The organism is Pseudomonas sp. TE21394 (genome assembly GCF_054057835.1).
The window spans coordinates 1,701,233-1,724,046 of sequence record NZ_JBSRZR010000001.1; the positions used below are offsets into that span (position 1 = coordinate 1,701,233).

Consider the following 22,814-nt stretch of genomic DNA (forward strand, 5'->3'; position numbering starts at 1 on the left):
CTGCAGGAGCCCCCTCGGGTCGATCAGACTGGCGCGCGGCGCAAGGTCGCCAGGAAGGTTGCAGCCCCCAGGAACAACCCGGCAAAGGTCCGGTTCAGACGCTTCTGCTGCCTGGGCGTACGCAGCAGGCGCAGCACCCGCGCAGCCAGGCCGGTGTAGCCGGCCATTACCAGCATGTCGACAGCGACCATGGTCACGGTGATGGCCACGTACTGCGGCAGCAGTGCGGCATGCGGGTTGATGAACTGTGGCAGCACCGCCAGCATGAACACCAGCGCCTTGGGGTTGCTGACGTTGACCAGGAAACCACGGAACACCAGGCTCAGTGGCTTGCCGATCGGGCGCACGCCGGAGTCATCGCTCATGTCCAGCGGCAAGGCCCGCCACTGCTTGTAGGCCAGGTACACCAGGTAACCGACCCCGAACCATTTGATGATGTGAAACGCCGTGGCCGAAGCGGCCAGGATGGCACCGACGCCGGCGGCAATGATGGCAATCTGCACAACCAGGCCCAGCTGCAGGCCGAGGGCGTTCCAGTAACCACGCCAGAAACCATATTGCAGGCCGCTGGACATCGAGGCAATTGCCCCGGCGCCAGGTGAAAGGCTGATCACCCAACAGGCGGCAAAGAAGCCCAACCACACGTCCATCGACATCACACACCTCGCTCGAACATATGTTGCAAAACGTAAAGCTAAGGTGTTGATGAAAAAATAACCAGCAGATTTTGCAGTATTTGTATTGCCTGCACCCGCGAAGAGGCCGGTACTGGTTTCAGTCAGCCTCGGCCGGCGACTCTTGTTGCGGCGACTGCACCTCAGCGCCGCGCCAGCGCCGCACCGACTTCTGGAAAAACTGGCTGTTCGGTACCTGCACCAGTGCCCCTCCCGCCTCGGGCATTTCCAGCAGGGTGGTGAACAGCAGGTTGATGGCAATAACCCGGCCCTTTACCCCTGGCTTGTCCAGGGTGTCGACCAGTTCGACCACGTCGCCGATGCGAAACGGCCCGACCGTGAAGATCAGTACCGCGCACAGCAGGTTGGACAGCACGCTCCAGATGGCGAAGAACGCCACCGCCGCCACCGCGACGAAGCCGGACAATGCCGTCCACAGCACCGTTGCCGATACACCCAGGCGCTCCAGCACGAACAGCAGCGCGCTGCCCATGATCAGCCAGCGCAGGCCACCGCGCACCGGCACCAGCAACTCCGGCGGCAATGGATAACGCTGGCCCAGGCGGCTCAGCCCACGGGCAATGATGCGCTGCAGGACGAACGCCGCCACCAGGATCAACAGAATCTGCAGGCCCAGCCAGAAGGTGTCCATCCATTGCCCTGGCAGCAGCGAACGCAGTTCTTCCATCAGGACAGTGCCTCGAGCTCGGCCTGCATGCTTTCAAGGGTTTCCAGCGCTTCCATCCAGGCCTCTTCCAGTTCGCCTTCGCGCTGCTTGAGCTTGGTCTGGCGCGCCAGCAGGTCGCGCAGTTCATCCTTGCGCGCCGCGTCGTAGAGGCCACCATCACCCAGCGCGGTTTCGATCTCGGCCAGTTGTGCGTGTACCTGGTTGAGCTCGGTCTCGAGCTTGTCGGCGGCCTTCTTGTGCGGGGCCAGTTGCTGGCGCAATGCGGCGGCCGCCTGGCGCTGGGCTTTCTTGTCGGTCTTGTCCGGGTTGACCGGGGCATTACTGGCCGGCGCGCTGCGCTGGCGGAATTCGACCAGCCAGCGGCTGTAGTCGTCCAGGTCGCCGTCGAAGGTTTCAACCTTGCCGTCGGCTACCAGCAGAAAGTCGTCGGTGGTGCTCTTGAGCAGGTGGCGGTCGTGGGACACCACCACCACAGCACCGGCGAACTCCTGCAGGGCCATGGTCAGCGCCAGGCGCATTTCCAGGTCGAGATGGTTGGTCGGTTCGTCAAGCAACAGCAGGTTCGGCCGCTCCCAGGCGATCAGCGCCAGCGCCAGGCGGGCCTTTTCGCCACCGGAGAAATTCACCACCGGCTCGTCGACACGGTCGCCATGGAAGTCGAAACCGCCAAGGAAATCGCGCAGCGTCTGTTCGCGCTCGGCAGGGGCGATGCGCTGCAGGTGCAGCAGCGGGCTGGCCTTGTCGTCCAGCGAGTCCAGCTGATGCTGGGCGAAGTAACCGACAGCAAGGTTTTCGCCCCGTACCAGGCGGCCGGACAACGGCTCGAGCTCGCCTGCCAGGTTCTTGATCAAGGTCGACTTGCCGGCACCGTTGGGGCCGAGCAGACCAATGCGTGCCCCTGGAGTGAGCTGCAGCTTGACCTTGTCGAGAATGGCTTTGTCACCATAGCCCAGGCGGCCTTCGGACAGGCTCAGCAGCGGGCTGGAAATCTTTTGCGACTCGCGGAAGACGAAGTCGAATGGCGAATCGACATGCGCCGCCGACAGCTCTTCCATGCGCTCCAGGGCCTTGATCCGGCTCTGGGCCTGGCGCGCCTTGGTGGCCTGGGCCTTGAAGCGGGCGATGTACTTTTCCATGTGCGCGCGCTGCGCCTGTTGCTTCTCGTAGGCCTGTTGCTGCTGCGCCAGGCGCTCGGCACGGGTGCGCTCGAAGGCGGTGTAGCCGCCTTTGTACAGGTTCAGCTTGCGCTGCTCGACATGCAGCACATGGTCGACCACGGCATCGAGGAAGTCGCGGTCGTGAGAAATCAGCAACAGCGTGCCGGGGTAACCCTTGAGCCAGTCCTCGAGCCACAGGATTGCGTCCAGGTCGAGGTGGTTGGTGGGCTCGTCGAGCAGCAGCAGGTCGGACGGGCACATCAGTGCCTGGGCCAGGTTCAGGCGCATCCGCCAGCCCCCGGAGAAGTCGCCGACGCGGCGGTCCATCTGCTCGTTGGTGAAGCCCAGGCCAGCCAGCAACTTGCGGGCACGTGCATCGGCGGTATAGCCGTCGGCGCTTTCCAGCTCACTGTGCAGACGTGCCAGGGCGGTGCCATCGTGGGCCTGCTCTGCCGCAGCCAGCTCGGCCTGCACCTTGCGCAGGCGCGCATCACCGTCAAGCACATAGTCCACAGCCAGGCGGTCGAGCGTGTCGACCTCCTGGCGCATGTGGGCGATGCGCCAATCCCCGGGCAGTTGGCAATCGCCGGCATCGGGCGACAGCTCACCACGCAGCAAGGCGAACAGGCTGGATTTTCCGGCACCGTTGGCGCCGATCAGGCCGGCCTTGTGACCGGCGTGCAGGGTCATCTCGGCGCCTTCTAGCAAGCGCTGCGGACCACGCTGTAAAGTGAGGTTGGATAGTCTGATCATGATGGTCGCGGAGTCTACCAGCTTCCTCGGCCCATAGCGCGAGTGGAACCATGCACACCGACCTGTGGAATTATGCCCTGGCCCTGTACGCCAGGCCCGGCGTGGAAGCGGCCTGCCTCGCCTTGCAGGCGCAGGGTAGCGATGTCTGCCTGTTGCTTTGCGCAACCTGGCTGCAAGCGCATGGCGTGGCTGTGCTGGACGAACGCGCGCAGCGGCTGCGCGAGGTTGCCGAGCCCTGGCAGCGTGACGTGGTCGCGCCGTTACGCAACTTGCGGCAACAATGGCGCACGGCGGCGCAGGGTGATGCGCAGCTGGCGGTGCTGCGGGATCAGGTGAAGCAGTTGGAATTGCAGGCCGAAAAGGCCTTGCTGGAACGCTTGCAAGCGTGTGCACAACAGTGGCCCGCGGACGCCGATGTGCCCGCGGACGACTGGCTGGCCCGGCTGGTACCGGACCTGGCCCGCCGCCACGACGCGCTGGACCAGTTGCGCGTCGCGGCGACCGCGCTTCAGGATGCCGAAGACGGCGCCTGAACCGAGGTACTGGCGGGTGCCGAAGGGGCCACCGAAGCGGCAGGAGTAGCCGAGTTGGTCGCGCCGACCGGGCTGCTGGCAGCGGGCGTGGCCGGCTTCGTTTCGGCGGGCTTGGCCGCTGCTGGTTTGGCCGCGGTACGGGTTGGCGCTTTTGCAGCAGCCGGTTTCACGGCGGGCTTGGTAGCAGCGGTCTTGGCTGGAGCTGGCTTGGCAGCTGCGGTGGTCTTGGCCGCTGGCTTGGCTGCCGGTTTGGCCGCAGCAGCGGTCTTGGCCGCTGGCTTGGCTGCCGGTTTGGCCGCAGCAGCGGTCTTGGCCGCTGGCTTGGCTGCCGGTTTGGCCGCAGCAGTGGTTCTGGCCGCTGGCTTGGCTGCCGGTTTGGCCGCGGCAGCGGTCTTGGCTGCTGGCTTGGTCGCAGGTTTGGCAGCTGCGGTTTTGGCTGCTGACTTGGCCGCCGGTTTGGCAGCAGTGGTTTTGGCTGCTGGCTTGGCCGCCGGTTTGGCAGCAGTGGTTTTGGCTGCTGGCTTGGCCGCCGGTTTGGCAGCAGTGGTTTTGGCTGCTGGCTTGGCCGCCGGTTTGGCAGCAGTGGTCTTGGCTGCTGGCTTGGCCGCCGGTTTGGCAGCAGTGGTTTTGGCCGCTGGCTTGGCCGCAGCGCGCTGGTCAAGGGCCTTGGCTGCAGCCTCACGAACCTTGCCTACACCTTGAGCCAGTTTGAGGCTGTCCTGGGCATCGCGCTTGAGCTGCTGGATATAAGAACGGGTCTGGGTTTGACGTTCCTTGAGCGAATCAAGCAATTCTTCCAGTTCACCAATGGCTTTATGCGCCTTGGTTTGTGCCTTGGTTTTACCTGCCTTGGCCGCGTCTTGCAGTTTCTGGCGACCGGTGTGCAATTTTTCCTGGGCCTTGCCACGTTGCTTTTCCAACTTGGCCAGCAGTTTTTCCGCATCAGCCAGCGCTTGCGAGCAGGCATCCTCCAAGTGTTCGAGCAGGCTGCCCGAAAGTTGCTGGAGCAGGTGTAACGGCGTACTTACTGGCTTCTTTTTGGCCGACATGGTTTACCTCCTGGCTGATGAGATTGCGGCTCATACTATGCTTCTGCTGCTACCGCCGCTAGGGCATGTTGACAGTATTGTTTACGCCGCGTTGCATGCCTGGGCAAAGTTGTTATCTTGCAGCTCCGAGCAAGTGTAGTTGCTGAATAAATGATTGCCGATGTTCGGCAATTACCTGAATAGCACCATGCCCCGCAGGAGCAGCCTTGTGTCGCGCCTACAAGACCGCGACCACGCCACAATAAAAACTGAACACTGGCATAATTCCCCGCTCATTGGCGCAGGAACTGATCATGCCTCGATATCTGGTTTTAGGTTTATGCCTGCTGGCCCCTCTCGCCTTGGCCAACAGCGACGAACACGATTTGGCCTACAGCCTCGGCGCCAGCCTGGGCGAGCGGCTGCGCCAGGAGATGCCGGGCCTGCAACTGGATGCGCTGGTCGAAGGCCTGCGTGCGTCTTACCAAGGGCAACCGCTGAAGCTCGACAAGACACGCATGCAGGCTGTGCTGCAGCAGCATGAAGCACAGGCAGGCGATGCCGCCATGCAGAAGCAGCACGCCGCCGAGGCACGCTTCATGGCCACCGAGCGCGGTCGCTATGGTGTACACGAACTACCAGGGGGCGTGCTCTACAGCGAACTGCAGGCAGGCACGGGCGCGCAGCCCAAAACTGGTGGCAAGGTGCAGGTGCGTTATGTGGGCAGGCTGCCCGACGGCTCGGTATTCGACCAGAACCAGACACCGCAGTGGTTCAGCCTGGATTCGGTGATCGAAGGATGGCAGGTGGCGTTGCCGCAGATGCACGCTGGCGCCAAATGGCGCCTGGTAATTCCGTCGGCACAAGCTTATGGCGCCGAGGGTGCGGGTGACCTGATCGCACCCTACACCCCTCTGGTGTTCGAAATCGAACTGCTGGCGGTGGGTGATTGACCTCCGCCTTCAGGCCTCGACCGCGCCCTCTTCCTTGTGCGCGTTGTGCAGCACCTCGATCAGGCAGTCTTCGAGTTCGAAGCGCTCGTGCAGCAAGGCTCCCAGCTTGGCCAGCTTCTCGGCGAAGCGTTCGGTATCCTTGCATTCACCCTTTTCGCAATGGTCATTGAAAGCCAGCGCGATCTGGGTGATGTCGTTTATCCGCGGGTTGATCTCTTCGGCCAGCTTCAGCGCCTTCTCGTCGTCAAAAGCCTTGGCCTCACTGACCAACTGTTCGCAGACTTCGAAATGCCACGCCGAAACGTAGTCGACCAGAACCGCGCAGAAATCACGGTTTTTATCCTTGTCGGCAAAGGTCGGCTTCATATCGCGCAATGCGCGGAAAGCCTGCACCAGTTCCTGGCGCTCCTCCAGCCAGCGGTCGATCAGCTTGTGAACCCCACCCCAGCGTTCCTGAGCGTTCTGACAACTATCGAGCATGGCGATCTCTTCCCTTCTGGGTAGATGCCGCTGCACCTCGCACTACGACCGTGCAGCACAAAGGTGACATCAGCAGGACGGCATCGAGCAGTTGTGTTTTCGGTATGCGTGCTGCGAGATTATTCCCGCGCGTGCTACCCATCAAGGTACGCAGCAGACAAAGTTCATACAAGCGTTTAATACCCTGTTACACCACCATTGGTCGCGCTACCGGCCAAGCCTTGCGCCAGGTCAATTAATGGCCAGGGTGCGGAAACGATACGCCAGCAGGCAGCTCGCGGGTGGCACCGCCAGCAGCAGGAAAGCCAACAGGCTCCACTCGGGCAGCGTCAGGTCGAGAAAACTCCAGGTCAGCGCGTTGCAGTCAGGGCCACCGAGCAGCAATTGCCGCGCCGCTTCGCTCCAGGATTGCTCAAATACCCGCCCGATCGGCACCGGACACAGTGCAAAGGCATCGTCCGCCCCCTGCAACCAGACATGCCTCGCGGCCAGCAATGCCCCGGCCAGCGAACAGCCCAGTGTCGCCCACGCATAACAGCGCACACCGCGCGAACCCGGCGCCTGCACAGTGGCCGTGAGGCACAACAGTGCGTACAGGCCAAGCAACAGCCGTTGGCTGAAACACAATGGACACGGCACCAGCCCGGGGGCGTTTTCCAGCTGAAAGGACGCAGCCAGCACCGCCAGTGCGGCCAGGCAGGCGGGTAGGAAAAAGGTACGCAAACGGGCCGGCAGCATGGGAGGTGAAGGTCCGGGAATGATGAAGTGGCTTAAAACGGTAGAGGAAAGACACGCTTTGTTTCAAGGCACGACAACAACGACAACTCACTGAATCGCGAAGGAAATTTCTAGCTGATAGGTAGGAAACGTCTGAAGAAAGATACTGCAGATCCAGCTTGCATCACCGGATAAGTTACCCAGCGCCATGGCCCGCACCTTGGCGCGGGCCATGGGTAGGTCAGGCGCGCACAGCGTCTGGCAATGGCAACGCCAGCAGGCGTTCATCCAGCAGGCCAAGGCCCTCCTGGAACAGCTGGTTGCTGCGCTCGGTCTCACCGAGGCTGGCCAGCAACCGGGCCAACTCGGCACAGGCCTCAGGGTTGCGCTCCATGCGCAGGCTGCTTTCCAGGTAGTCGCGCGCCTTGCCCCACAAACGGTTCTGCAAACTCAGGCGACCCAAAGTCAGCAGCAGGCTGGCGTCCTGCGGGTGGGCCTTGAGCCAGCCTTCGGCGGTTTGCAACTGGCGCGCCGGGTCATCGCCGCGCACCAGGCCGTACAGGCGAGCCAGGTGGCTTTCGTATTCACGCTTGAGGGCAGTGCGCAGCACTTGCTCGGCTTCGCTCTGGGCACCCACCTGGCGCAACTGTTCGGCATAGGCCAGCACCAGCTGTGGTTCCTGGCGCTGCGCCGCGGTCAGTTGCTGCCAGGCGCGCTCCAGGGCCTGACGCGCACTTTGCGCATCCTCGCCCCGGGTCGAGGCCAGGCTCAGGTTCTGCCCCCAGGCGCGCTGCTCCAGGGCCGCCAGCTCGGCAGCCGGCAGCACCTTGCCTTTGCGCAGGTCGGGCAACAGGCGGATCAGGGCCGACCAGTCGCCGCGCTCCTGGTACAGGCGCTGCAGCAGGCGCAGCACCTGGCTGTTATGCGGGTGGCGGTCCTGCATGGCCAGCAGGGTTTCCAGGGCGCCGTCTTTTTCGCCACGGTCCATCTGCAACTGCGCATGGGTCAGGGCGATGGCCAGTTCCGCTTGCGGCTGGCGCTCCAAGGCACGCTCCAGCAGGTTGTCACTGTCTTCAGTGCGGCCTTGCTCGTTGGCGGCGCGCGCCGCACCGAGGTAGAACAGCAGCGGCTGGCGCTCGGCCTCGGCGGCCCGGTGCAGGTGGCGTTGGGCGCTGGCCCAGCGGCCCTCGGCAAGGTCCAGCTGGCCCTGTTCGATGGACAAGCGAATGCGCCGGCTGCGGTTGCGCCGCGACCATGGGTTGACCACGCCGCTGGAGGTCAGCACCAGGCCGACCAGGTAGCGCAACAGCCACAGCAGCACGATCACCGCCAACAAGCCGGCCAGGGCTGCCCACAGCCCGGACTGGTAGCGGAAACTGCCATACGAGATCAGCACATAACCGCTGTGCCTGGCGACTGCGATACCCAGCGCAGCAGCGATCACGATTGCCAGCACGGCCAACAGGTAGACGCGCTTCATGGCTTGCCCCCTTCAGGCTCGGCCGACAGATGGCGGCGCTGGATATAAGCCTGCACCGCGGCCAGGCTTTCGCTCAGGTCGGGGGTGACCACCGAGACCGGTTGCTCTGCCAGGGCGTTGAGGCTGTCGAGCATGGCCTTGCTTTGCGGATTGTCGGCATTGAAGTTGGCCAGCAGCACGCTGCGGGCATCATCCAGAGCCTGGGTATAGACCTTGGCCTCGCCGTTGAGCGCCGCCCACTGGGCCTGCTCGATGGTCAGGCTCAGGGCCAGGCGCAGCTGGTTCAGCTGCTGCCCGGCCAGCAATGGGCGCACGTTGTCATCGGCGTTGAAGTCGATCTGGAAGTACTTGGAGATCTCGGCCCACCACTGCGACAGGCGGCTGGCGCCATCGCCGTCGGAGGTCAGCGCACCGAGCGCATCGGCATTGCTGGCGAACTCGGGCGACTGGGCGCTGAGTTGCTGCACCAGTTCGCGCTGCGCAGCCAGCTTCAGGAACAGCCCGGTGCGGTCCGGCTGCTGCGTGCTGTTGAGCGTGGCCAGGCTACGCGCCAGCTGCTCGCGGGCGGCGAAGGCGCCTGGGTCGCTCTGTTCACGCAGGATCTCGTCGGCACCCTCGACCAGTGCTTTGGCACTGGTGATGTCCTGCAGCGCCGACAGGCGCAGGGTGGCCAGGCGCAGCAAATGCTCGGCCTCGGCCAGGCGCCATTCCTTGCGGCTTTCACCCAGCACGGTTTCCAGGCGTTGGCTGAGGCGTTGCTGGTCGCCTTGCAACTGCGCCACCAGGCGGCGGCGGTCTTCCAGCTCGCTGGCAGCCGGCAGGCTGGCCAGCTGCGCGCTGATCTGCTGCTCGCGTTGCTGCAGGGCCTCGGCGCGCTGGTTCAGCGCCTCGATGTGCTGGCCCTGGTTGAATTCGCTGCCTTGCAGTTGACGCACCTGCCAGACACCCCAGCCACCGACCGCGACCCCAGCCGCACCCAGCAGCAGGGCCAGCGTTGCCAGACCACTGCCGGAGCGCTTGGCAGGTGGGGTGGTGACGGGTTCCGCCGGCGCCTGTGCCGACGGCTGATCGTTTTTGGACAAGACAGTCTCGCTCACGTATCCATCCTTTGCATGGGGGCGCACCGCGTTCAGCTTAGCGCCTTAGGAGGCAGGTGCAGCGCTGCGCTGCACGGCTGCCAGCAAGGCCGTGGCACTGGCGCCACGGCAATCCACAACCTGTTGGGCCCCGGCGGCCCTGGCCTGTTCGGCGACCCGCGGGCTGGGCACGAACAGCGGCAGGCGCGCCAGCCGTGACCAGTCGGCGCCAGCCATCTGCTGCAAGTGTTCAAGACCCTGCCCACTGCTGACCACCAGGCCATTGAGGCGTTCCGCTTCGATGCGGCGCATCAAGGTGCCTGGCGGGTAATCCGGCAGACAACGACGATACAGTTCCAGATAATCGACACTAGCACCTTGCTCTGCAAGACGCTCTGCCAGCAGTTCGCGACCTCCAACCCCACGCACGATCAAGATGCGCGACGTCGGCACGGCTACAGCCTGGCGCAGTGCTGGCAGGGCCAGCAAGGCTTCGCTGTCGTCACCACTCTGCGGGACACTCACTGCCAGGCCCGCCGCCTGCAGCACCGCCGCGGTTGCCTCGCCAACGCTGAACCAGCCTTGCCGTGGTGGCTGCAGGCCGGCCTGGGCCAGTCGTTCGAGCAATAACCTGGCGGCCGACTTGCTGACCACGATGATTGCCTTGAAACCCGACAGGCCCTCCAGTACCTGGCGCTGCCGGTTATCCACAGCGACGGGCTCGATCGCCAGCAACGGCAGGCAGCTACTGCCCACCCCCGCCGCCGCCAGGCTCTGCGCCAGCGCTGCGCAGTCTTCGGCAGGCCGGGTCAGCAACAGGCGCCAGGGACTCACGGGTGGCCGGCCTCGCCGTAGACTTCCTTGAGGATGGCCTCGGCGCCCTGCCGCAGCAGGTCTTCGGCGACCTGCACGCCCAGCGTCTCGGCGCTGCCACGGGGAGCGCGAGATTCAGCCACCAGCAGGGTGCCGCCGCTGGGCTGACCGACCAGGCCGCGCAGCCATAACTGGTCACCTTCCAGCACCGCATAGCAGGCGATCGGCACCTGGCAACCGCCATTTAGGCGTTTGTTCAGGGCGCGTTCGGCCACCACCCGGTCGGCGCTGTCAGCGTGGTGCAGCGGTGCCAGCAGCGCGTGGATTTCGCGGTCGGCGCTGCGGCATTCGATGCCCACTGCACCCTGGCCACCCGCCGGCAGGCTGTCCTCGACGCTGATGGTGCAGGTGATGCGTTTTTCGAAGCCCAGGCGGATCAGGCCAGCGGCGGCGAGAATGATCGCGTCGTACTCGCCGGCGTCCAGTTTGGCCAGGCGGGTGTTGACGTTGCCGCGCAGGAAACGGATCTGCAAGTCGGGGCGGCGCGCCAGCAACTGCGCCTGGCGGCGCAGGCTGGAAGTGCCGACGATGCTGCCGGCCGGCAGTGCGTCGAGGCTGGCGAAGCGGTTGGAGACGAAGGCATCGCGCGGGTCTTCGCGTTCGCAGATGCAGTACAGGCCGAGGCCTTCGGGGAAGTCCATGGGCACGTCCTTCATCGAATGCACGGCGATGTCGGCTTCATTGTCCAGCAGTGCGGTTTCCAGTTCCTTGACGAACAGCCCCTTGCCGCCGATCTTCGCCAGCGGCGCATCGAGCAGTTTGTCACCGCGGCTGACCATGGGCACCAGGGTCACCAGCAAACCGGGGTGAGCCTGCTCGAGGCGGGCTTTGACGTATTCGGCCTGCCACAGGGCCAAGGCACTTTTACGGGTGGCGATGCGGATTTCGCGAGTGGACATGAAACGCCCCGATCCAGAGAAATGCTGCCGATGATAACAGCATCGCCGCTATCGCTAGCAGATGTGGATCAGTCAAGGGCCTCTTTGCGCCTGAAGCCGCCGCACAGGGTACAGCGCCGCTGGACAGGGCAATGCTGAACCTGCGGGCGCGGCTGCAGCCGCGAACAAGGGCGCAGCCATCGCCATGCGGGTGCCGTATCAGAGGGTTTGCATCATCTTGCGCACGCCCGCCACATGGCGTCGGCTGACGGTCAGGGCATCGCCGTCCAGGCCCTTCAGGTACAGCTGGAAATGCCCCAGCGGGGTGCGCTGCAGGCGTTCGATACGTTCGCGCGCGACCAGCGCGTTGCGGTGGATACGCACGAAGCGTTCACCAAATTCGTCCTCCAGGGCCTTGAGCGGCTCGTCGAGCAGCACTTCCCCGGCTTCATGGCGCAACGTCACGTACTTGTGGTCGGCAATGAAATAGATCACCTGGGGCAACGGGATCAGCTCGATGCCTTTGCGGGTGCGGGCACTGATGTGGCTGCGCGGCCCGCCACCTTCATGGCCCGGCCGGGTGAGCGCGGCCAGCTGGGCGCGATTGGGTTTTTCGGCCTTGCGCAAGGCATCACGTAGAGCCTGGGCCTGGAGAGGCTTGCTCACATGGCTGAGGGCGCTGTCCTTGAATGCCTCGGCACCGTATTCATCGTCCCCGGTGCAAAACACCACGGCCGGCGGCGCCTCGCGTTCGCACAAGCGCGCAGCGACCTGCAGGCCGTCCAGACCTGGCATGCCGATGTCCAGCAGGACTACATCGGGCTTGAGGCTGTCGATCAGCGCCAGGGCCTCCTCGCCGTTGGTGGCGCTAGGCTCCAGCACGGTGTATCCCTCCAGTTCGCCGAGCAGCCGGCTGAGGCGTTCACGGCCTTGGGGTTCGTCATCAACGATCAGGACATTCATAATTGCGCTGGATTCCTGAATGAGTCTCGCACAGGTATAGCGTAGACGTGTGGTTCGAGCGACACTGCGGTCAGGCTCTAGACCGGTGCGATGGCCAAAGATTCACTCGTCAGGCAGATTCACTGCCAGTCCTCTGTCCAACTGTAGACGGTCCGTGGAACACTGCCGTTCATTCCATGAAATCGTTGCTCGCGGTTTTCCGGCATTTCTCACGACCAGTGCCCTGCGGCGCCCGGCACAACCCTGCTATCATCCGCGCCACTTCCTTCGTTCACGCCTGCAATGAGTGAATTCATGAGCACCGACAAGACCAATCAGTCCTGGGGCGGCCGCTTCAGTGAGCCCGTCGACGCTTTCGTCGCCCGTTTCACCGCCTCGGTCGATTTCGACAAGCGCCTGTACCGCCACGACATCATGGGTTCGATCGCCCATGCCACCATGCTGGCGCAGGTCGGCGTGCTCAGCGATGCCGAGCGCGATACCATCATCGATGGCCTGAAGACCATCCAGGGTGAGATCGAAGCCGGCACCTTCGACTGGCGCGTCGACCTCGAAGACGTGCACATGAACATCGAGGCACGCCTGACCGACCGCATTGGCATCACCGGCAAGAAGCTGCACACCGGCCGTAGCCGCAACGACCAGGTGGCCACCGACATCCGCCTGTGGCTGCGTGACGAGATCGACCTGATCCTGGGCGAGATCACCCGCCTGCAGAAGGGCCTGCTGGAACAGGCCGAGCGTGAAGCCGAAACCATCATGCCCGGGTTCACCCACCTGCAGACCGCACAACCGGTAACCTTCGGCCATCACCTGCTGGCCTGGTTCGAAATGCTCAGCCGCGACTATGAGCGCCTGGTCGACTGCCGCAAACGTGCCAACCGCATGCCGTTGGGCAGCGCCGCGCTGGCCGGCACCACCTACCCGATCGATCGTGAACTTACCTGCAAGCTGCTGGGCTTCGAAGCCGTGGCCGGCAACTCGCTGGATGGCGTGTCGGACCGAGACTTCGCCATGCGAGTTCTGTGCAGCTGCCAGCGTGGCGATGATGCACCTGTCGCGCTTCTCCGAAGAGCTGGTGCTGTGGACCAGTGCGCAATTCCAGTTCATCGACCTGCCAGACCGCTTCTGCACCGGCAGCTCGATCATGCCGCAGAAAAAGAACCCTGACGTGCCGGAACTGGTACGCGGCAAGAGCGGCCGTGTGTTCGGCGCCCTGACCGGCCTGCTGACCCTGATGAAAGGCCAGCCGCTGGCCTACAACAAGGACAACCAGGAAGACAAGGAGCCGCTGTTCGACGCCGCCGACACCCTGCGCGACTCGCTGCGTGCATTTGCCGACATGATTCCGGCGATCAAGCCCAAGCACGCCATCATGCGTGAAGCGGCTCTGCGCGGTTTCTCCACCGCCACCGACCTGGCCGACTACCTGGTGCGCCGTGGCCTGCCGTTCCGTGACTGCCACGAGATCGTTGGCCATGCAGTGAAATATGGTGTGGACACCGGCAAGGACCTGGCCGAGATGAGCCTGGACGAGCTGCGCCAGTTCAGCGACCAGATCGAGCAGGACGTGTTTGCCGTGCTGACCCTGGAAGGCTCGGTGAATGCCCGCAACCACATTGGTGGCACCGCACCGGCGCAGGTGCGTGCGGCAGTGGCTCGCGGCAAGGCGTTGCTGGCTTCGCGTTAAGCCCTGGCCTTGCGCCCGCTGTGCGGCCCATCGCGACCCTAGGCCGCTGCTGCAGGGGTTCGTCTACCCTGTGCAGCAGCGGCCTTGGGTCGCGACGGGCTGTGAAGCCGCTTCTGGCTTTTAGCGCTTGCCGCTGCGAATCATCTCCATGAAGGCCGGCATCGCCGCCTCCTTGTCCGCCACGATCCGCGCCATATGCGGGTTATCGCCCATCAGCTGCAGCAGCGCCCTGGCCTGTGGGAAGTCTTCCAGGAAGTCGATGTTCAGCACCTTCTTGCCCACCGCACAGGCCAGGTCCACCGAGAAGCAGAACATCAGGTCTGCCAGCGTCAGTTGCTCGCCCGCCACATAGGGAGCAAAGCGGCCGTTGCGCTTGAGCGTGGCAAACCCGGCCAGCAGGTCGGCACGCGCCCTTTCCTTGATCAGTGGCTCCACCGACATGCCGAAGAACGACTCGGGGTAGCAGGTACGCGCCGGCAGCTCGATGTACAACTCGATTTCCTTGAGCAGCTCACGCACCTTGGCCTGCCCGAACGGGTCGGCCGGCAGCAGCGCCTTGCCGCCCTGCGTCTGCTCGATATAGTCGAGGATCACACTGGTTTCGCTGAGGAAACCATGTTCGGTCTGCAACACCGGCACCTTGCCCCGTGGGCTCAATTCCAGCGCCTGCGGCGCCTGGCCGCCATAGAAGGTGACCTCCTCGAAGGGCAGGCCTTTTTCCAGCAGGGCCAGCTTGACCATGTTGTAGTAGTTGCTGACCGCGAATCCATGAAGCTTGAGCATGAGGTAACAGCCTCCAGGCCGTAAGGGGTTGGCCTGGCTTTTATAGACCGATCGCCAGCCCCTTGACCAGTGTCATGCGCCCCGTCAATGCCCGGGCATTGCCGCCACAGGCATGGCACACTGTGCATCCCATCACAGGAGTACCGCCATGAGCGAGCCCACCGACATCGACAATGACGACGACGAAGCCTTCGCCGAGGCGACGCTGACCCAGGCCATCGAAAACCAGATCGAAAGCGGCGAGCCGCCTGCGGCCAAGGCCACTTTCAACAAGCTGACCCTGGTCGGCTATACGCGCGAAGACACTCTCAACCTGATGGCCCATGTACTGGCCTTCGAGATCGACAACATGCTGGTGGAAGACCGCGCGTTCGACAGCAAGTGGTATGAAAGCGCGTTGCGGGCGCTGCCGGAGTTGCCGCCTGAGATGGATCAAGGCGACGACGAATAACCCGTCTACACTCCAGGATCAGGCACCGTCAACGGTGCCGCCATCCTTGTCTGGAAGTCTGGAGTCGCCATGTCCTTCACCCCCGATCTGATCGCCGAACTGGAAGTGCTCGCACTGTTCAAGCATGACAGCAGCCAGGAAGGCATCAAGATTCACAAGAACGCCTCGCCTGCCTTGGTTGCCGCTGCGCAACGCCTGTATGAAAAGGGCCTGACCGATCAACCTGATGGCGGCTACCTGACCAGCCTGGGTCATGACGCCGTTGAAAGTGTGCAGCTGTTGCAGAACATCCTCAAGACGCCACAGCCGGCCTGAGCCAAGCTTGTACGGGGCCGCGCTGCGGCCCCAATCAGTTAGCCACCGCCCTGCGCTTTTCCGCCAGGCGTGAGCGCCCGTACAGGAACACAACCGCCAGCAAGGCCACGGCCTGTGCCGACAGCGAGTAGGCATCGGCATGGATCCCCAGCCAATCGAACTCGAAGAACGCCACTGGCCGGGTACCCAGCACCCCGGCTTCCTGCAGCGCCTTCACGCCATGCCCGGCGAATACTACCGACAAGGCGCACAGCAGCCCGGCGTTGATGCTGAAGAACAGCGACAATGGCAGCTTGGCCGAGCCGCGCAGGATCACCCAGGCCAAGCCCACCAGCAGCACCAGCGCCGTGGCGCCCCCCGCCAGCACAGCCTGGTGCCCGCCGGGGCCTGCCTGCAGCCACAGGGTCTCGTAGAACAGGATCACTTCGAACAGTTCGCGGTACACCGAGAAGAAGGCCAGCACGGCAAAGCCGAAACGCCCGCCGCCACTGACCAGGCTGCTCTTGATATAGTCCTGCCAGGCGGCGGCGTGGCGGCGATCGTGCATCCACACGCCAAGCCACAGCACCATCACCGCAGCGAACAGCGCCGTGCAGCCTTCCAGCAGCTCACGCTGGGCGCCGCCCACGTCGATCACATAGGCTGCCAAGGCCCAGGTGGCGAAGCCAGCCACCAGCGCCAGGCCCCAGCCCATGTTGACGCTACGCACCGCCGACTGCTGGCCGGTGTTGCGCAGGAAGGCCAGGATCGCCGCCAGGACCAGGATCGCCTCGAGGCCTTCGCGCAGCAGGATCAACAATCCGGAGACGAAGCTCAAAGACCAGCTCAAGCCATCGCTGCCCAGCAGCTTGGCCGCCTGCTCGAGCTTGGCCTTGGCTTCGCCCAGGCGTAGTTCGGCCTGGGCGACAGGCGCCCCATCCTGCAATGCCTGGCGGTAGGCCATCAGGGATTTTTCGGTATCCTTGCGCGCCTGGGTATCGATGTTGTCCAGTGAGCTTTCCACCAGCTCGAAGCCTTCCAGGTAGGCTGCCACCGACAGGTCATAGGCCTGGTCGTGGTCACCTGCACGGTAGGCCGCCAGGCTTTTGTCCAGGGTACTGGCGGTGTACGCGAGCAATTGCGCTGGGCCACGCTTGACCTGGGGTGGCTGCGCACGCTGGGCGCGAAACGCCTCCACAACGGCGTTGCCTTCGCTGGCGGCGACTTCAGCTGGGGTCTGGCGGGCCAGGTCGGCAATGTTCCAGGTCTTGTCGCCTTTTCCGGCTTCCGGCTTGGCGGTGAAGCTGGCGATGTAGGCGGCCACGTCCCAGCGTTGGCGATCATCCAGCTGGTCGGCGAACGACGGCATCTCGGTGCCGTCGATCCCCAGGGCCAGGGTGTTATAGAGGTCGAACAGGCTCAACTGGTCGAGGCGTGAGACATCGCGCAGGTTGGCGGGCGCCGGCTCCAGGCCCACGCCAGCCGGGCCGTCGCCGGCTCCAGTGGCACCGTGGCAGATCGAACAGTTTTGCGCGTACAGCGCCGCGCCACGGGCTGGGTCTGGAGTAATCACCGGGGCCTGGCTGACCTCGTAGGCCACCGCCAGGCGTGCGCCCAGCTGACGGGCCTGCTTGGCGACTGTCGGGCCTTCCTGGCGCTGGTCGATGGCCTGGCGCAACGCCTGCACGCCCTGTTCCAGTGCCGCTTGCTCGGCGTGCGCAGGCAGGCCTTTGACCAGGTCGGCCAGCACCGTGCTGAATTCCTGCTGTTCGCGGTATTCGCCGTCGTCGATGACCTTGCCGTTTTCCACGGTCGGCGGGTAGTCGGCACCAATATAGTCCAGCAAATGCAGGGCCTTGACGGCCTCAGCGGGGGCTTCAGCCTGCGCCAGGGTGCTGCATAGCGCCAGTACCGGGCCCAGCAATAAAGCGGGCAGCCAGGCGAGCAGACGGGAACGGGTTTTCATGGCCAGTCTCGGTGGGAATGCGAAAGAGAACATTGTTCACTTCCACTTTGCTTCGCTCAAGGGTCGGGGGGTGAATTTCATGAAAAATCTTGTGACAAATCAGATGAAGTGAGGGAAAGGCATGTGGGCTGGCAATGCAGTGGATGCCTGGGGAGCCCGGCGGGAGATTGGTGATGCTGAAAATGCCAAAGCAGGCACCTGTCAGCCCCCGGTCTGCGTCAGACACTGCGCAACTTCACTGCTTCCCCGCCTCCTTCCACCCCCCACCCAACGCCAGGAACACAGCAATCTGCCCCATCGCCACCTGGCTATTGGCTGCGGCCAGTTGCGCGCGCATGTCGGTATAGGTGCGCGTTGCCTGCAAGTCCGCCAGGAACGACTCACGCCCCGCCTGGTAATAGCGGTGGGTCTGGTCGGCCGCGTCCTTGGCCGACCTCTCCGCCTCGGCCAGTGCGTCGCGTCGATCCAGCAAGGCACTGTACTGCGCCAGGCGGGTCTGGGTTTCGCGAATGGCGTTCAGCACCACCCCGTCGAAGTTCGCCAAGGCCGCCTGGGTCGAGGCTTCGGCCATGCGAATGCGAGCGCGGGTGCCGTTGGTGGGGATGGTCCAGCTGACCTGCGGGCCAAAGCCCCAGCGGTTGGTCGAGGGCTCGCCAAGGTTGTCGACGAGACCGATGGTGCCGACCTGGGCGCCGATGCTGATATCCGGGTATAGCGCGCCGGTGGCAACACCGATGTTGGCAGTGGCAGCGGCCAGCTGGCGTTCAGCCTGGCGCACGTCGGGGCGTCGTTTGAGCAGCGCTGCGCCATCACCCACCGGCACCAGCTGGTTCAGGTGCGGCAGTTCGGCACAATCGGCGGTACCGGCGGGCAGTTGTTCCACCGGCTTGGCCAACAGGGCCGCCAGGGTGTACATGCCGGCCTCGCGTTCGGCCTTGAAGCGTGGCAGCTCGGCACGCAGGGACTTGAACTGGGTCTGCGAGCGGGTGACCTGGGTTTCATCGCCACGGCCGGCATCACGCAGGCGCTGGGTGAGCTTGACGCTTTGTTCCTGCAGGCCAAGCGACTGGCGGGCGATATGGTATTCCTCGTTGGCCGAGCAAACCTGGGTATAGGCCTTGACCACGTCTGCCACCAAGGTGATGCGCGCGGTATCGGCAGCGGCCTGGACAGCATCGGCATTGGCCTTGGCAGCCTCGGTGCCGCGCTTGAAGGTGCCCCACAGGTCGAACTGGTACGAGGCGCTGACGATGGCCTCGCCGATGTTGGCTACCGGCACCTTTTCGGGCAGCAGGAAGGCTTCGCCAGACTCCTGCAGGCGCTGTGCACCCAGTTTGACGCCGCCGTTGAAGCCGCCTTGCGACTCGGCCACTTCGACCTGAGCGCGGGCCTTGGCGATGTTGGCAGCGGCCACACGCAGTTCGGTGTTGGCTCTCAGGGCCTGGCGCACCAGTTCGTTCAGCCGCGGGTCCTGGTACAACTGCCACCAGTCCTCAGGCACCGGTGTCGACATCACGCTGTCAGCATCCTGGCGCAACGGGCCATTGAGGTCGCTGCGCTGCACCGCGGCATCCTTCGGCACTTGGTAGTCGGGGCCAACCATCATGCAGGCCCCCAGCGACAGGCACAGGCCGGCCAGGATCAACTTTTTCATGGCTGCTGGCCCTCGATGATCGACACCGTGGCGGTTCGCCCGGCGATCATGCGGAAGTCCTGCGGCACCTCATCGAAGGCGATGCGGACCGGAATGCGCTGGGCCAGGCGTACCCAGCTGAAAGCCGGGTTGACGTTGGGCAGCAGGTTGGCACCGCTGCTGCGGTCGCGGTCCTCGATGCCCGCTGCAAAGCTCTGTACACGGCCGCTCAGACGGGTGTTGTCGCCCATGACCCGGATATCCACAGCATCGCCAACGTGGATACCGCCCAGCTTGGTTTCTTCGAAGTAGCCGTCAACGTGGTACGAGGCGCTGTCGACCACCGACAGCACCGGCCGGCCAGCGGTGACGAATTCATGGTTACGCGGCGCACGGTCATTCAGGTAGCCGTCCACCGGGCTGCGCACCACCGAACGGTCAAGGTTGAGCTGGGCGGTATCGACCGCCACTTGCGCCGCGCTGACCGCCGAGCGGGCACGGGCCTCACGGGACTGGCTTTCTTCCAGTTGCTCGGCGGCCACCAGGTTGCCCAATTTGCGGTTGCGCCGCGCTTCGCGGGAAGCCTGGGCCAGGGTTTCCTGGCGCTCGGCCAGGGTCGCCTTGGCCTGGCGCAGGGCCAGGGTGAAGCGGTCCTGATCGATAGTAAACAGCACATCGCCGCGCTTGACGGTCTGGTTGTCGCGCACCTCGACTTTCTGAATCAGCCCGGAAACATCCGGGGCGATCTGAATCACGTCGGCGCGGATGTGGCCGTCGCGGGTCCACGGGGCGAACAGGTAGTAGACCACCATCTGCCAAACGAGCATGGCGGCGAAGCTCACTACCAGCAATGTCAGGACCACACGGCCCAAGGTCAGCAAAGGTTTTTTCATGGCAGCATCAGGTTTCGGCAAAAGTGGTCCACCGCGCCAAGCAGCACGGCATACAAGGCAACGTTGAACAACGCCCGGTGCCAGACCAGGCGGTAGAAATGCACGCGCACCAGCACCGCGTGCACCCCGAGGAACAGCAGGTAGGTGCCAAACATCATCACCAGCAACGTGGGCAGGAATACCCCGCTGATATCCAGTTCACCAATCACAGGGGCGCTCCGTCGAGTCCGGGGGGCAATTGCGGCTGTTCGGCAGGTTCGAGCATGACCTCGACACCCGGCAGCAGCGCCAGGCGCAAACCGCTCAGGGCATGCAGCAGGTGGGTGCGTGCATCGCCGCGCTCGTACAGCTCATCGAGGTTCAGCGCCAGGCGCGCGTGCTCCATGTTGCGCAGTAGCGCGGCGGGCGCATGCAGGCGTTCACCGGCGCGCAGGCAGGCAGCGTAATGCGCGCCGACTTCCTCGATCACGGAGCCCAGGCGCGCACGGGCCTGCTGGCCGGCACGCGGCATGTAGGCCAGCAGGTCCAGCAGGTTGAGCCCCACGCGCAGGTCGCGCAGTGCCACGCCACTGTCCTGGCCGGTCTGCGACAGGCGCGGCAGGTGCTGCATCAGGCGGTCAAGCATCTGCACACCCACGTGGCGGTGTTCGGCAAGGGTGGCCGGTTCGGTCATTTCGACGATATCGCGCCAGGCGAAGCGGGTCATGCGTTTGGCCGCCAGCTCCACACCGAACGGGCGCATCACCAGGGTCCAGATGAAGGCGAACAGCAAGCCGACGGGGCCGGCGAGGTTGGAGTTGAGGAAGGTGAAAAAATCTGCGTCGTAGGTGCCCTGGATGCTGATGAACGTCGAGGTGTTGACGATGGTCAGCAGGGTGCCGAGGTAGAACCGCGGCTGCACGGTCAGGGTGCCGACGCAGATGAATGGCACGGCAAGGGCCAGCACCAGCATCGGGAAATCATGCAGGTTGGGCAGAACCAGGAACAGGTAGAGGCTGGAGAAGATGACCGACATCAGAGTCCAGAAAAAGAACCTGTAGATCTGCGGCGCCGGGTCGTCCATGGCAGCGAAGAAGCTGCACGACACGGCGGCGAGAATGACCGCGCTGGCCCCGTCGTGCCAGCCCAGGCCGATCCACAGGCCGCAGGCGACAACGATGGCCAGCACGGTGGAGGCTACCGAATACAACATCAACCCGCGGTCGAAGAACGCTGTCAGGCGGCCCAGGCGCCAGTGGCGGTACACCGCGCGCCAGGGTTTGGCGTCGTCACTGCGCAGGGCGTGTTGCAGGCTGCAACAGTCTTGCCACAGGTCGGCCCATTCCGTCAGGCGATACAGGGCGTTGGACAGCAGCAGGTCGGCGCGCTGGTCAAGGGCGGCGGCGCCAGGCTGCAAGCGCTCGATCTGCTCGTGCAGGGCGGCCCAGCGGGCGGGCGAAGCGCTGTCGGCAGTACCCTTGAGCCATTCGCGGGCGGCCTCCAGCAGCGGTAGCAACTGGGCGAACCTGTCCGGGGCGCGGCCTTCGAGGGCGACCAGGGCGTCATCGAGAGCGTCGATCACCGGGAGCAGGTGGATCATGCGCCCGCGCAATTCACGAGCATTCTTCAGCGTGTGCGGGCCAGCCCCTTCATGGCCGAGCTGACCGATCATCAGTTCCAGCGAGTTGAACGTGGTGACCATCGTGCCGCGCAGGCTGCCCACCTGGTCGGCACTGGCCTCACGGGCGAGGTAGGTATCGCTGTAGCGGATCGCCTCGCTGAACCAGGTGCTGGTGGCACCGACCACCACCGGCGCCAGCCGGCGCGGCCAGAAGATGGCCCCGACCACTGCTGCGCAGACGATTCCCAGGCAGATTTCCTGGGCACGGGAAGACGCCACGTCAAACACTGCCAACGGATTGTCGACCACCGCCAGGGCGATCATCGGCAAGGTGTAGCCCGCCAGCATGAGCACGTAGTTGTTGGCGGTGCGCAGATTCAACGAAAGGAACAGCAAGGTGCCGGTCCAAAGAGCAATGGCGATACTCAGCAGCAACGGCGACTGTACCAGCGGCGGCACTAGGAAAATCGCCCCGCCGGCGCCAAGCAGCGTGCCCAAGGCACGGTACAGGGCCTTGGAGCTGGTCGGCCCGAGGAAGGGGCTGGAAACGATGTACACCGTGGCCATGGCCCAATAAGGGCGTGGCAGCTGCATGAGCAGGGCAATGTACAGGGCGATCATGGAGGCGGCGAAGGTACGCACGCCATAGAACCAGTCGCGAGCCGGCGGCACCGAGCTGAAGAAACCGTTCATGCGGCCTCGCCTGTGCTGCCCAGGCCGGCAGCTTCAAAGGCACGCAGCACGCGCAAGGCAGCTTCCAGGTCGGCCTGGTCGATTCGCTGCAGCACCTCTCGACGCAAGCGCACCAGTTCGGCTTCGATGGATTCGGCCAGGGCGCGGCCTTCAGCGGTCAGGCTCAAGGCCTTTGCACGACGGTCCAGCGGGTCTTCGCTGCGGCATACCAGGCCAGCCTTGCACAGCTGGTCGAGCAGACGTACCAGCGACGGGCTTTCCAGGCCCGCAGCCTGGGCCACGGCAACTTGGTGCACACCATCGCCCAAGCGCACGATCATCAGCAGGGGCGTGGCGCAGGCTTCGGAGATGCCATAACCGGTCAGGGCGGTGTGGCAGATGCGCCGCCAATGCCGGGCGGCCACCACCATACCGCTGCTGACGTGCAGGCGCAGGAGATCAAGGGACATTGAAGAAACCAAGGATATTCATAGTTTGCTAACTATCAATATACGCTTGGCCCTCCCCCTGTCGTCAACCAGCGGTGATGGATAGCCTGGGTGAAATGTTGTTCATGCT

Annotated in this window: 22 protein-coding genes and 1 pseudogene; 5 read left to right on the forward strand and 18 right to left on the reverse strand. The window is 64.3% G+C overall.

What is annotated here, in order from left to right:
• Positions 1–23: 23 nt before the first annotated feature.
• The 3 genes from ACVWZT_RS07940 to ACVWZT_RS07950 all read right to left on the reverse strand — a co-directional run bounded on the left by ACVWZT_RS07940 (position 24) and on the right by ACVWZT_RS07950 (position 3,272).
• Complete coding sequence (locus ACVWZT_RS07940; RefSeq protein WP_296235364.1) at positions 24–656, reverse strand: LysE family transporter; 633 nt, start codon at positions 654–656, stop codon at positions 24–26.
• Positions 657–774: 118 nt separating this feature from the next.
• Positions 775–1,362, reverse strand: coding sequence for a mechanosensitive ion channel family protein (locus ACVWZT_RS07945; protein WP_296235365.1), 588 nt, complete (start codon positions 1,360–1,362; stop codon positions 775–777).
• Positions 1,362–3,272, reverse strand: coding sequence for an ATP-binding cassette domain-containing protein (locus ACVWZT_RS07950; protein WP_457468848.1), 1,911 nt, complete (start codon positions 3,270–3,272; stop codon positions 1,362–1,364). Before ACVWZT_RS07950 ends, ACVWZT_RS07945 begins: the two co-directional genes overlap by 1 nt.
• A gap of 50 nt (positions 3,273–3,322) precedes the next feature.
• Here ACVWZT_RS07950 and ACVWZT_RS07955 point away from each other — a divergent pair, with 50 nt between their 5' ends.
• Positions 3,323–3,805 (forward strand): TIGR02444 family protein, encoded by a 483-nt coding sequence (locus tag ACVWZT_RS07955; RefSeq protein WP_457468849.1) that lies wholly within the window; start codon positions 3,323–3,325, stop codon positions 3,803–3,805.
• On the opposite strand, the gene ACVWZT_RS07960 is transcribed toward ACVWZT_RS07955, so the two are convergent.
• Complete coding sequence (locus ACVWZT_RS07960) at positions 3,781–4,854, reverse strand: AlgP family protein (protein ID WP_457468851.1); 1,074 nt, start codon at positions 4,852–4,854, stop codon at positions 3,781–3,783. The genes ACVWZT_RS07955 and ACVWZT_RS07960 overlap by 25 nt on opposite strands.
• A 293-nt stretch (positions 4,855–5,147) precedes the next feature.
• Here ACVWZT_RS07960 and ACVWZT_RS07965 point away from each other — a divergent pair, with 293 nt between their 5' ends.
• A complete protein-coding gene (locus ACVWZT_RS07965; RefSeq protein WP_457468852.1) occupies positions 5,148–5,786 on the forward strand; it encodes an FKBP-type peptidyl-prolyl cis-trans isomerase in 639 nt (212 codons plus the stop codon).
• A gap of 9 nt (positions 5,787–5,795) precedes the next feature.
• Here ACVWZT_RS07965 and rsd read toward each other — a convergent pair whose 3' ends face one another.
• From rsd to ACVWZT_RS08000, 7 genes are all read right to left on the reverse strand, one after another.
• Positions 5,796–6,266 carry a sigma D regulator gene (rsd, locus tag ACVWZT_RS07970; protein ID WP_296235369.1) on the reverse strand — a complete coding sequence of 157 codons (471 nt, stop codon included), beginning with the start codon at positions 6,264–6,266 and terminating at the stop codon, positions 5,796–5,798.
• A 231-nt stretch (positions 6,267–6,497) separates the two neighbouring features.
• A complete protein-coding gene (locus ACVWZT_RS07975; RefSeq protein ID WP_457468854.1) occupies positions 6,498–7,004 on the reverse strand; it encodes a disulfide bond formation protein B in 507 nt (168 codons plus the stop codon).
• 220 nt (positions 7,005–7,224) lie between these two features.
• Complete coding sequence (locus tag ACVWZT_RS07980; RefSeq protein WP_457468855.1) at positions 7,225–8,463, reverse strand: heme biosynthesis HemY N-terminal domain-containing protein; 1,239 nt, start codon at positions 8,461–8,463, stop codon at positions 7,225–7,227.
• On the reverse strand, positions 8,460–9,560 hold the full coding sequence (locus ACVWZT_RS07985; RefSeq protein WP_457468857.1) for a uroporphyrinogen-III C-methyltransferase: 1,101 nt from the start codon (positions 9,558–9,560) through the stop codon (positions 8,460–8,462). Before ACVWZT_RS07985 ends, ACVWZT_RS07980 begins: the two co-directional genes overlap by 4 nt.
• A 45-nt stretch (positions 9,561–9,605) precedes the next feature.
• Positions 9,606–10,373, reverse strand: a complete 768-nt coding sequence (locus ACVWZT_RS07990; RefSeq protein WP_296235373.1) for a uroporphyrinogen-III synthase — start codon at positions 10,371–10,373, stop codon at positions 9,606–9,608.
• Positions 10,370–11,311: a hydroxymethylbilane synthase gene (gene hemC, locus ACVWZT_RS07995; protein WP_296235374.1), complete on the reverse strand. Its 942-nt coding sequence runs from the start codon at positions 11,309–11,311 to the stop codon at positions 10,370–10,372. The genes ACVWZT_RS07990 and hemC overlap by 4 nt, the downstream gene beginning before the upstream one ends.
• 198 nt (positions 11,312–11,509) lie before the next feature.
• Entirely contained in the window at positions 11,510–12,253 is a 744-nt protein-coding gene (locus tag ACVWZT_RS08000; protein ID WP_296235375.1) for a LytR/AlgR family response regulator transcription factor, read from the reverse strand.
• 294 nt (positions 12,254–12,547) lie between these two features.
• On the opposite strand from ACVWZT_RS08000, the pseudogene argH reads away from it, so the two are divergent.
• Positions 12,548–13,943 (forward strand): annotated as a pseudogene (gene argH, locus ACVWZT_RS08005) (argininosuccinate lyase).
• 120 nt (positions 13,944–14,063) lie between these two features.
• Here the strand turns inward: argH and ACVWZT_RS08010 are convergent.
• Positions 14,064–14,726 (reverse strand): glutathione S-transferase, encoded by a 663-nt coding sequence (locus ACVWZT_RS08010; RefSeq protein ID WP_296235377.1) that lies wholly within the window; start codon positions 14,724–14,726, stop codon positions 14,064–14,066.
• 148 nt (positions 14,727–14,874) lie between these two features.
• Here ACVWZT_RS08010 and ACVWZT_RS08015 point away from each other — a divergent pair, with 148 nt between their 5' ends.
• Together ACVWZT_RS08015 and ACVWZT_RS08020 are read left to right on the forward strand one after the other, a co-directional pair.
• Entirely contained in the window at positions 14,875–15,177 is a 303-nt protein-coding gene (locus ACVWZT_RS08015) for a hypothetical protein (RefSeq protein WP_457468859.1), read from the forward strand.
• Positions 15,178–15,246: 69 nt separating this feature from the next.
• Positions 15,247–15,492 carry a TIGR02647 family protein gene (locus ACVWZT_RS08020; protein ID WP_296235379.1) on the forward strand — a complete coding sequence of 82 codons (246 nt, stop codon included), beginning with the start codon at positions 15,247–15,249 and terminating at the stop codon, positions 15,490–15,492.
• 34 nt (positions 15,493–15,526) lie between these two features.
• On the opposite strand, the gene ACVWZT_RS08025 is transcribed toward ACVWZT_RS08020, so the two are convergent.
• From ACVWZT_RS08025 to ACVWZT_RS08050, 6 genes are all read right to left on the reverse strand, one after another.
• A complete protein-coding gene (locus ACVWZT_RS08025; protein ID WP_457468861.1) occupies positions 15,527–17,470 on the reverse strand; it encodes an FTR1 family protein in 1,944 nt (647 codons plus the stop codon).
• Between the two features lie 202 nt (positions 17,471–17,672).
• Complete coding sequence (locus ACVWZT_RS08030; RefSeq protein ID WP_457468862.1) at positions 17,673–19,091, reverse strand: efflux transporter outer membrane subunit; 1,419 nt, start codon at positions 19,089–19,091, stop codon at positions 17,673–17,675.
• Entirely contained in the window at positions 19,088–19,963 is an 876-nt protein-coding gene (locus tag ACVWZT_RS08035; RefSeq protein WP_457468863.1) for an efflux RND transporter periplasmic adaptor subunit, read from the reverse strand. Before ACVWZT_RS08035 ends, ACVWZT_RS08030 begins: the two co-directional genes overlap by 4 nt.
• Positions 19,960–20,172: a DUF1656 domain-containing protein gene (locus ACVWZT_RS08040; protein WP_114169105.1), complete on the reverse strand. Its 213-nt coding sequence runs from the start codon at positions 20,170–20,172 to the stop codon at positions 19,960–19,962. Before ACVWZT_RS08040 ends, ACVWZT_RS08035 begins: the two co-directional genes overlap by 4 nt.
• Positions 20,169–22,256 (reverse strand): FUSC family protein, encoded by a 2,088-nt coding sequence (locus ACVWZT_RS08045; protein WP_457468865.1) that lies wholly within the window; start codon positions 22,254–22,256, stop codon positions 20,169–20,171. Before ACVWZT_RS08045 ends, ACVWZT_RS08040 begins: the two co-directional genes overlap by 4 nt.
• A complete protein-coding gene (locus tag ACVWZT_RS08050) occupies positions 22,253–22,705 on the reverse strand; it encodes a MarR family winged helix-turn-helix transcriptional regulator (protein ID WP_296235384.1) in 453 nt (150 codons plus the stop codon). The genes ACVWZT_RS08045 and ACVWZT_RS08050 overlap by 4 nt, the downstream gene beginning before the upstream one ends.
• Positions 22,706–22,814 lie beyond the last annotated feature (109 nt).

Excerpts from the sequence above, each read along its gene's own strand:
- ACVWZT_RS07940 (WP_296235364.1), bottom strand. The coding sequence starts at position 656 with ATGTCGATGGACGTGTGGTTGGGCTTCTTTGCCGCCTGTTGGGTGATC.
- ACVWZT_RS07945 (WP_296235365.1), bottom strand. The coding sequence starts at position 1,362 with ATGGAAGAACTGCGTTCGCTGCTGCCAGGGCAATGGATGGACACCTTC.
- ACVWZT_RS07950 (WP_457468848.1), bottom strand. The coding sequence starts at position 3,272 with ATGATCAGACTATCCAACCTCACTTTACAGCGTGGTCCGCAGCGCTTG.
- ACVWZT_RS07955 (WP_457468849.1), top strand. The coding sequence starts at position 3,323 with ATGCACACCGACCTGTGGAATTATGCCCTGGCCCTGTACGCCAGGCCC.
- ACVWZT_RS07960 (WP_457468851.1), bottom strand. The coding sequence starts at position 4,854 with ATGTCGGCCAAAAAGAAGCCAGTAAGTACGCCGTTACACCTGCTCCAG.
- ACVWZT_RS07965 (WP_457468852.1), top strand. The coding sequence starts at position 5,148 with ATGCCTCGATATCTGGTTTTAGGTTTATGCCTGCTGGCCCCTCTCGCC.
- rsd (WP_296235369.1), bottom strand. The coding sequence starts at position 6,266 with ATGCTCGATAGTTGTCAGAACGCTCAGGAACGCTGGGGTGGGGTTCAC.
- ACVWZT_RS07975 (WP_457468854.1), bottom strand. The coding sequence starts at position 7,004 with ATGCTGCCGGCCCGTTTGCGTACCTTTTTCCTACCCGCCTGCCTGGCC.
- ACVWZT_RS07980 (WP_457468855.1), bottom strand. The coding sequence starts at position 8,463 with ATGAAGCGCGTCTACCTGTTGGCCGTGCTGGCAATCGTGATCGCTGCT.
- hemC (WP_296235374.1), bottom strand. The coding sequence starts at position 11,311 with ATGTCCACTCGCGAAATCCGCATCGCCACCCGTAAAAGTGCCTTGGCC.
- ACVWZT_RS08000 (WP_296235375.1), bottom strand. The coding sequence starts at position 12,253 with ATGAATGTCCTGATCGTTGATGACGAACCCCAAGGCCGTGAACGCCTC.
- ACVWZT_RS08010 (WP_296235377.1), bottom strand. The coding sequence starts at position 14,726 with ATGCTCAAGCTTCATGGATTCGCGGTCAGCAACTACTACAACATGGTC.
- ACVWZT_RS08015 (WP_457468859.1), top strand. The coding sequence starts at position 14,875 with ATGAGCGAGCCCACCGACATCGACAATGACGACGACGAAGCCTTCGCC.
- ACVWZT_RS08020 (WP_296235379.1), top strand. The coding sequence starts at position 15,247 with ATGTCCTTCACCCCCGATCTGATCGCCGAACTGGAAGTGCTCGCACTG.
- ACVWZT_RS08025 (WP_457468861.1), bottom strand. The coding sequence starts at position 17,470 with ATGTTCTCTTTCGCATTCCCACCGAGACTGGCCATGAAAACCCGTTCC.
- ACVWZT_RS08030 (WP_457468862.1), bottom strand. The coding sequence starts at position 19,091 with ATGAAAAAGTTGATCCTGGCCGGCCTGTGCCTGTCGCTGGGGGCCTGC.
- ACVWZT_RS08035 (WP_457468863.1), bottom strand. The coding sequence starts at position 19,963 with ATGAAAAAACCTTTGCTGACCTTGGGCCGTGTGGTCCTGACATTGCTG.
- ACVWZT_RS08045 (WP_457468865.1), bottom strand. The coding sequence starts at position 22,256 with ATGAACGGTTTCTTCAGCTCGGTGCCGCCGGCTCGCGACTGGTTCTAT.
- ACVWZT_RS08050 (WP_296235384.1), bottom strand. The coding sequence starts at position 22,705 with ATGTCCCTTGATCTCCTGCGCCTGCACGTCAGCAGCGGTATGGTGGTG.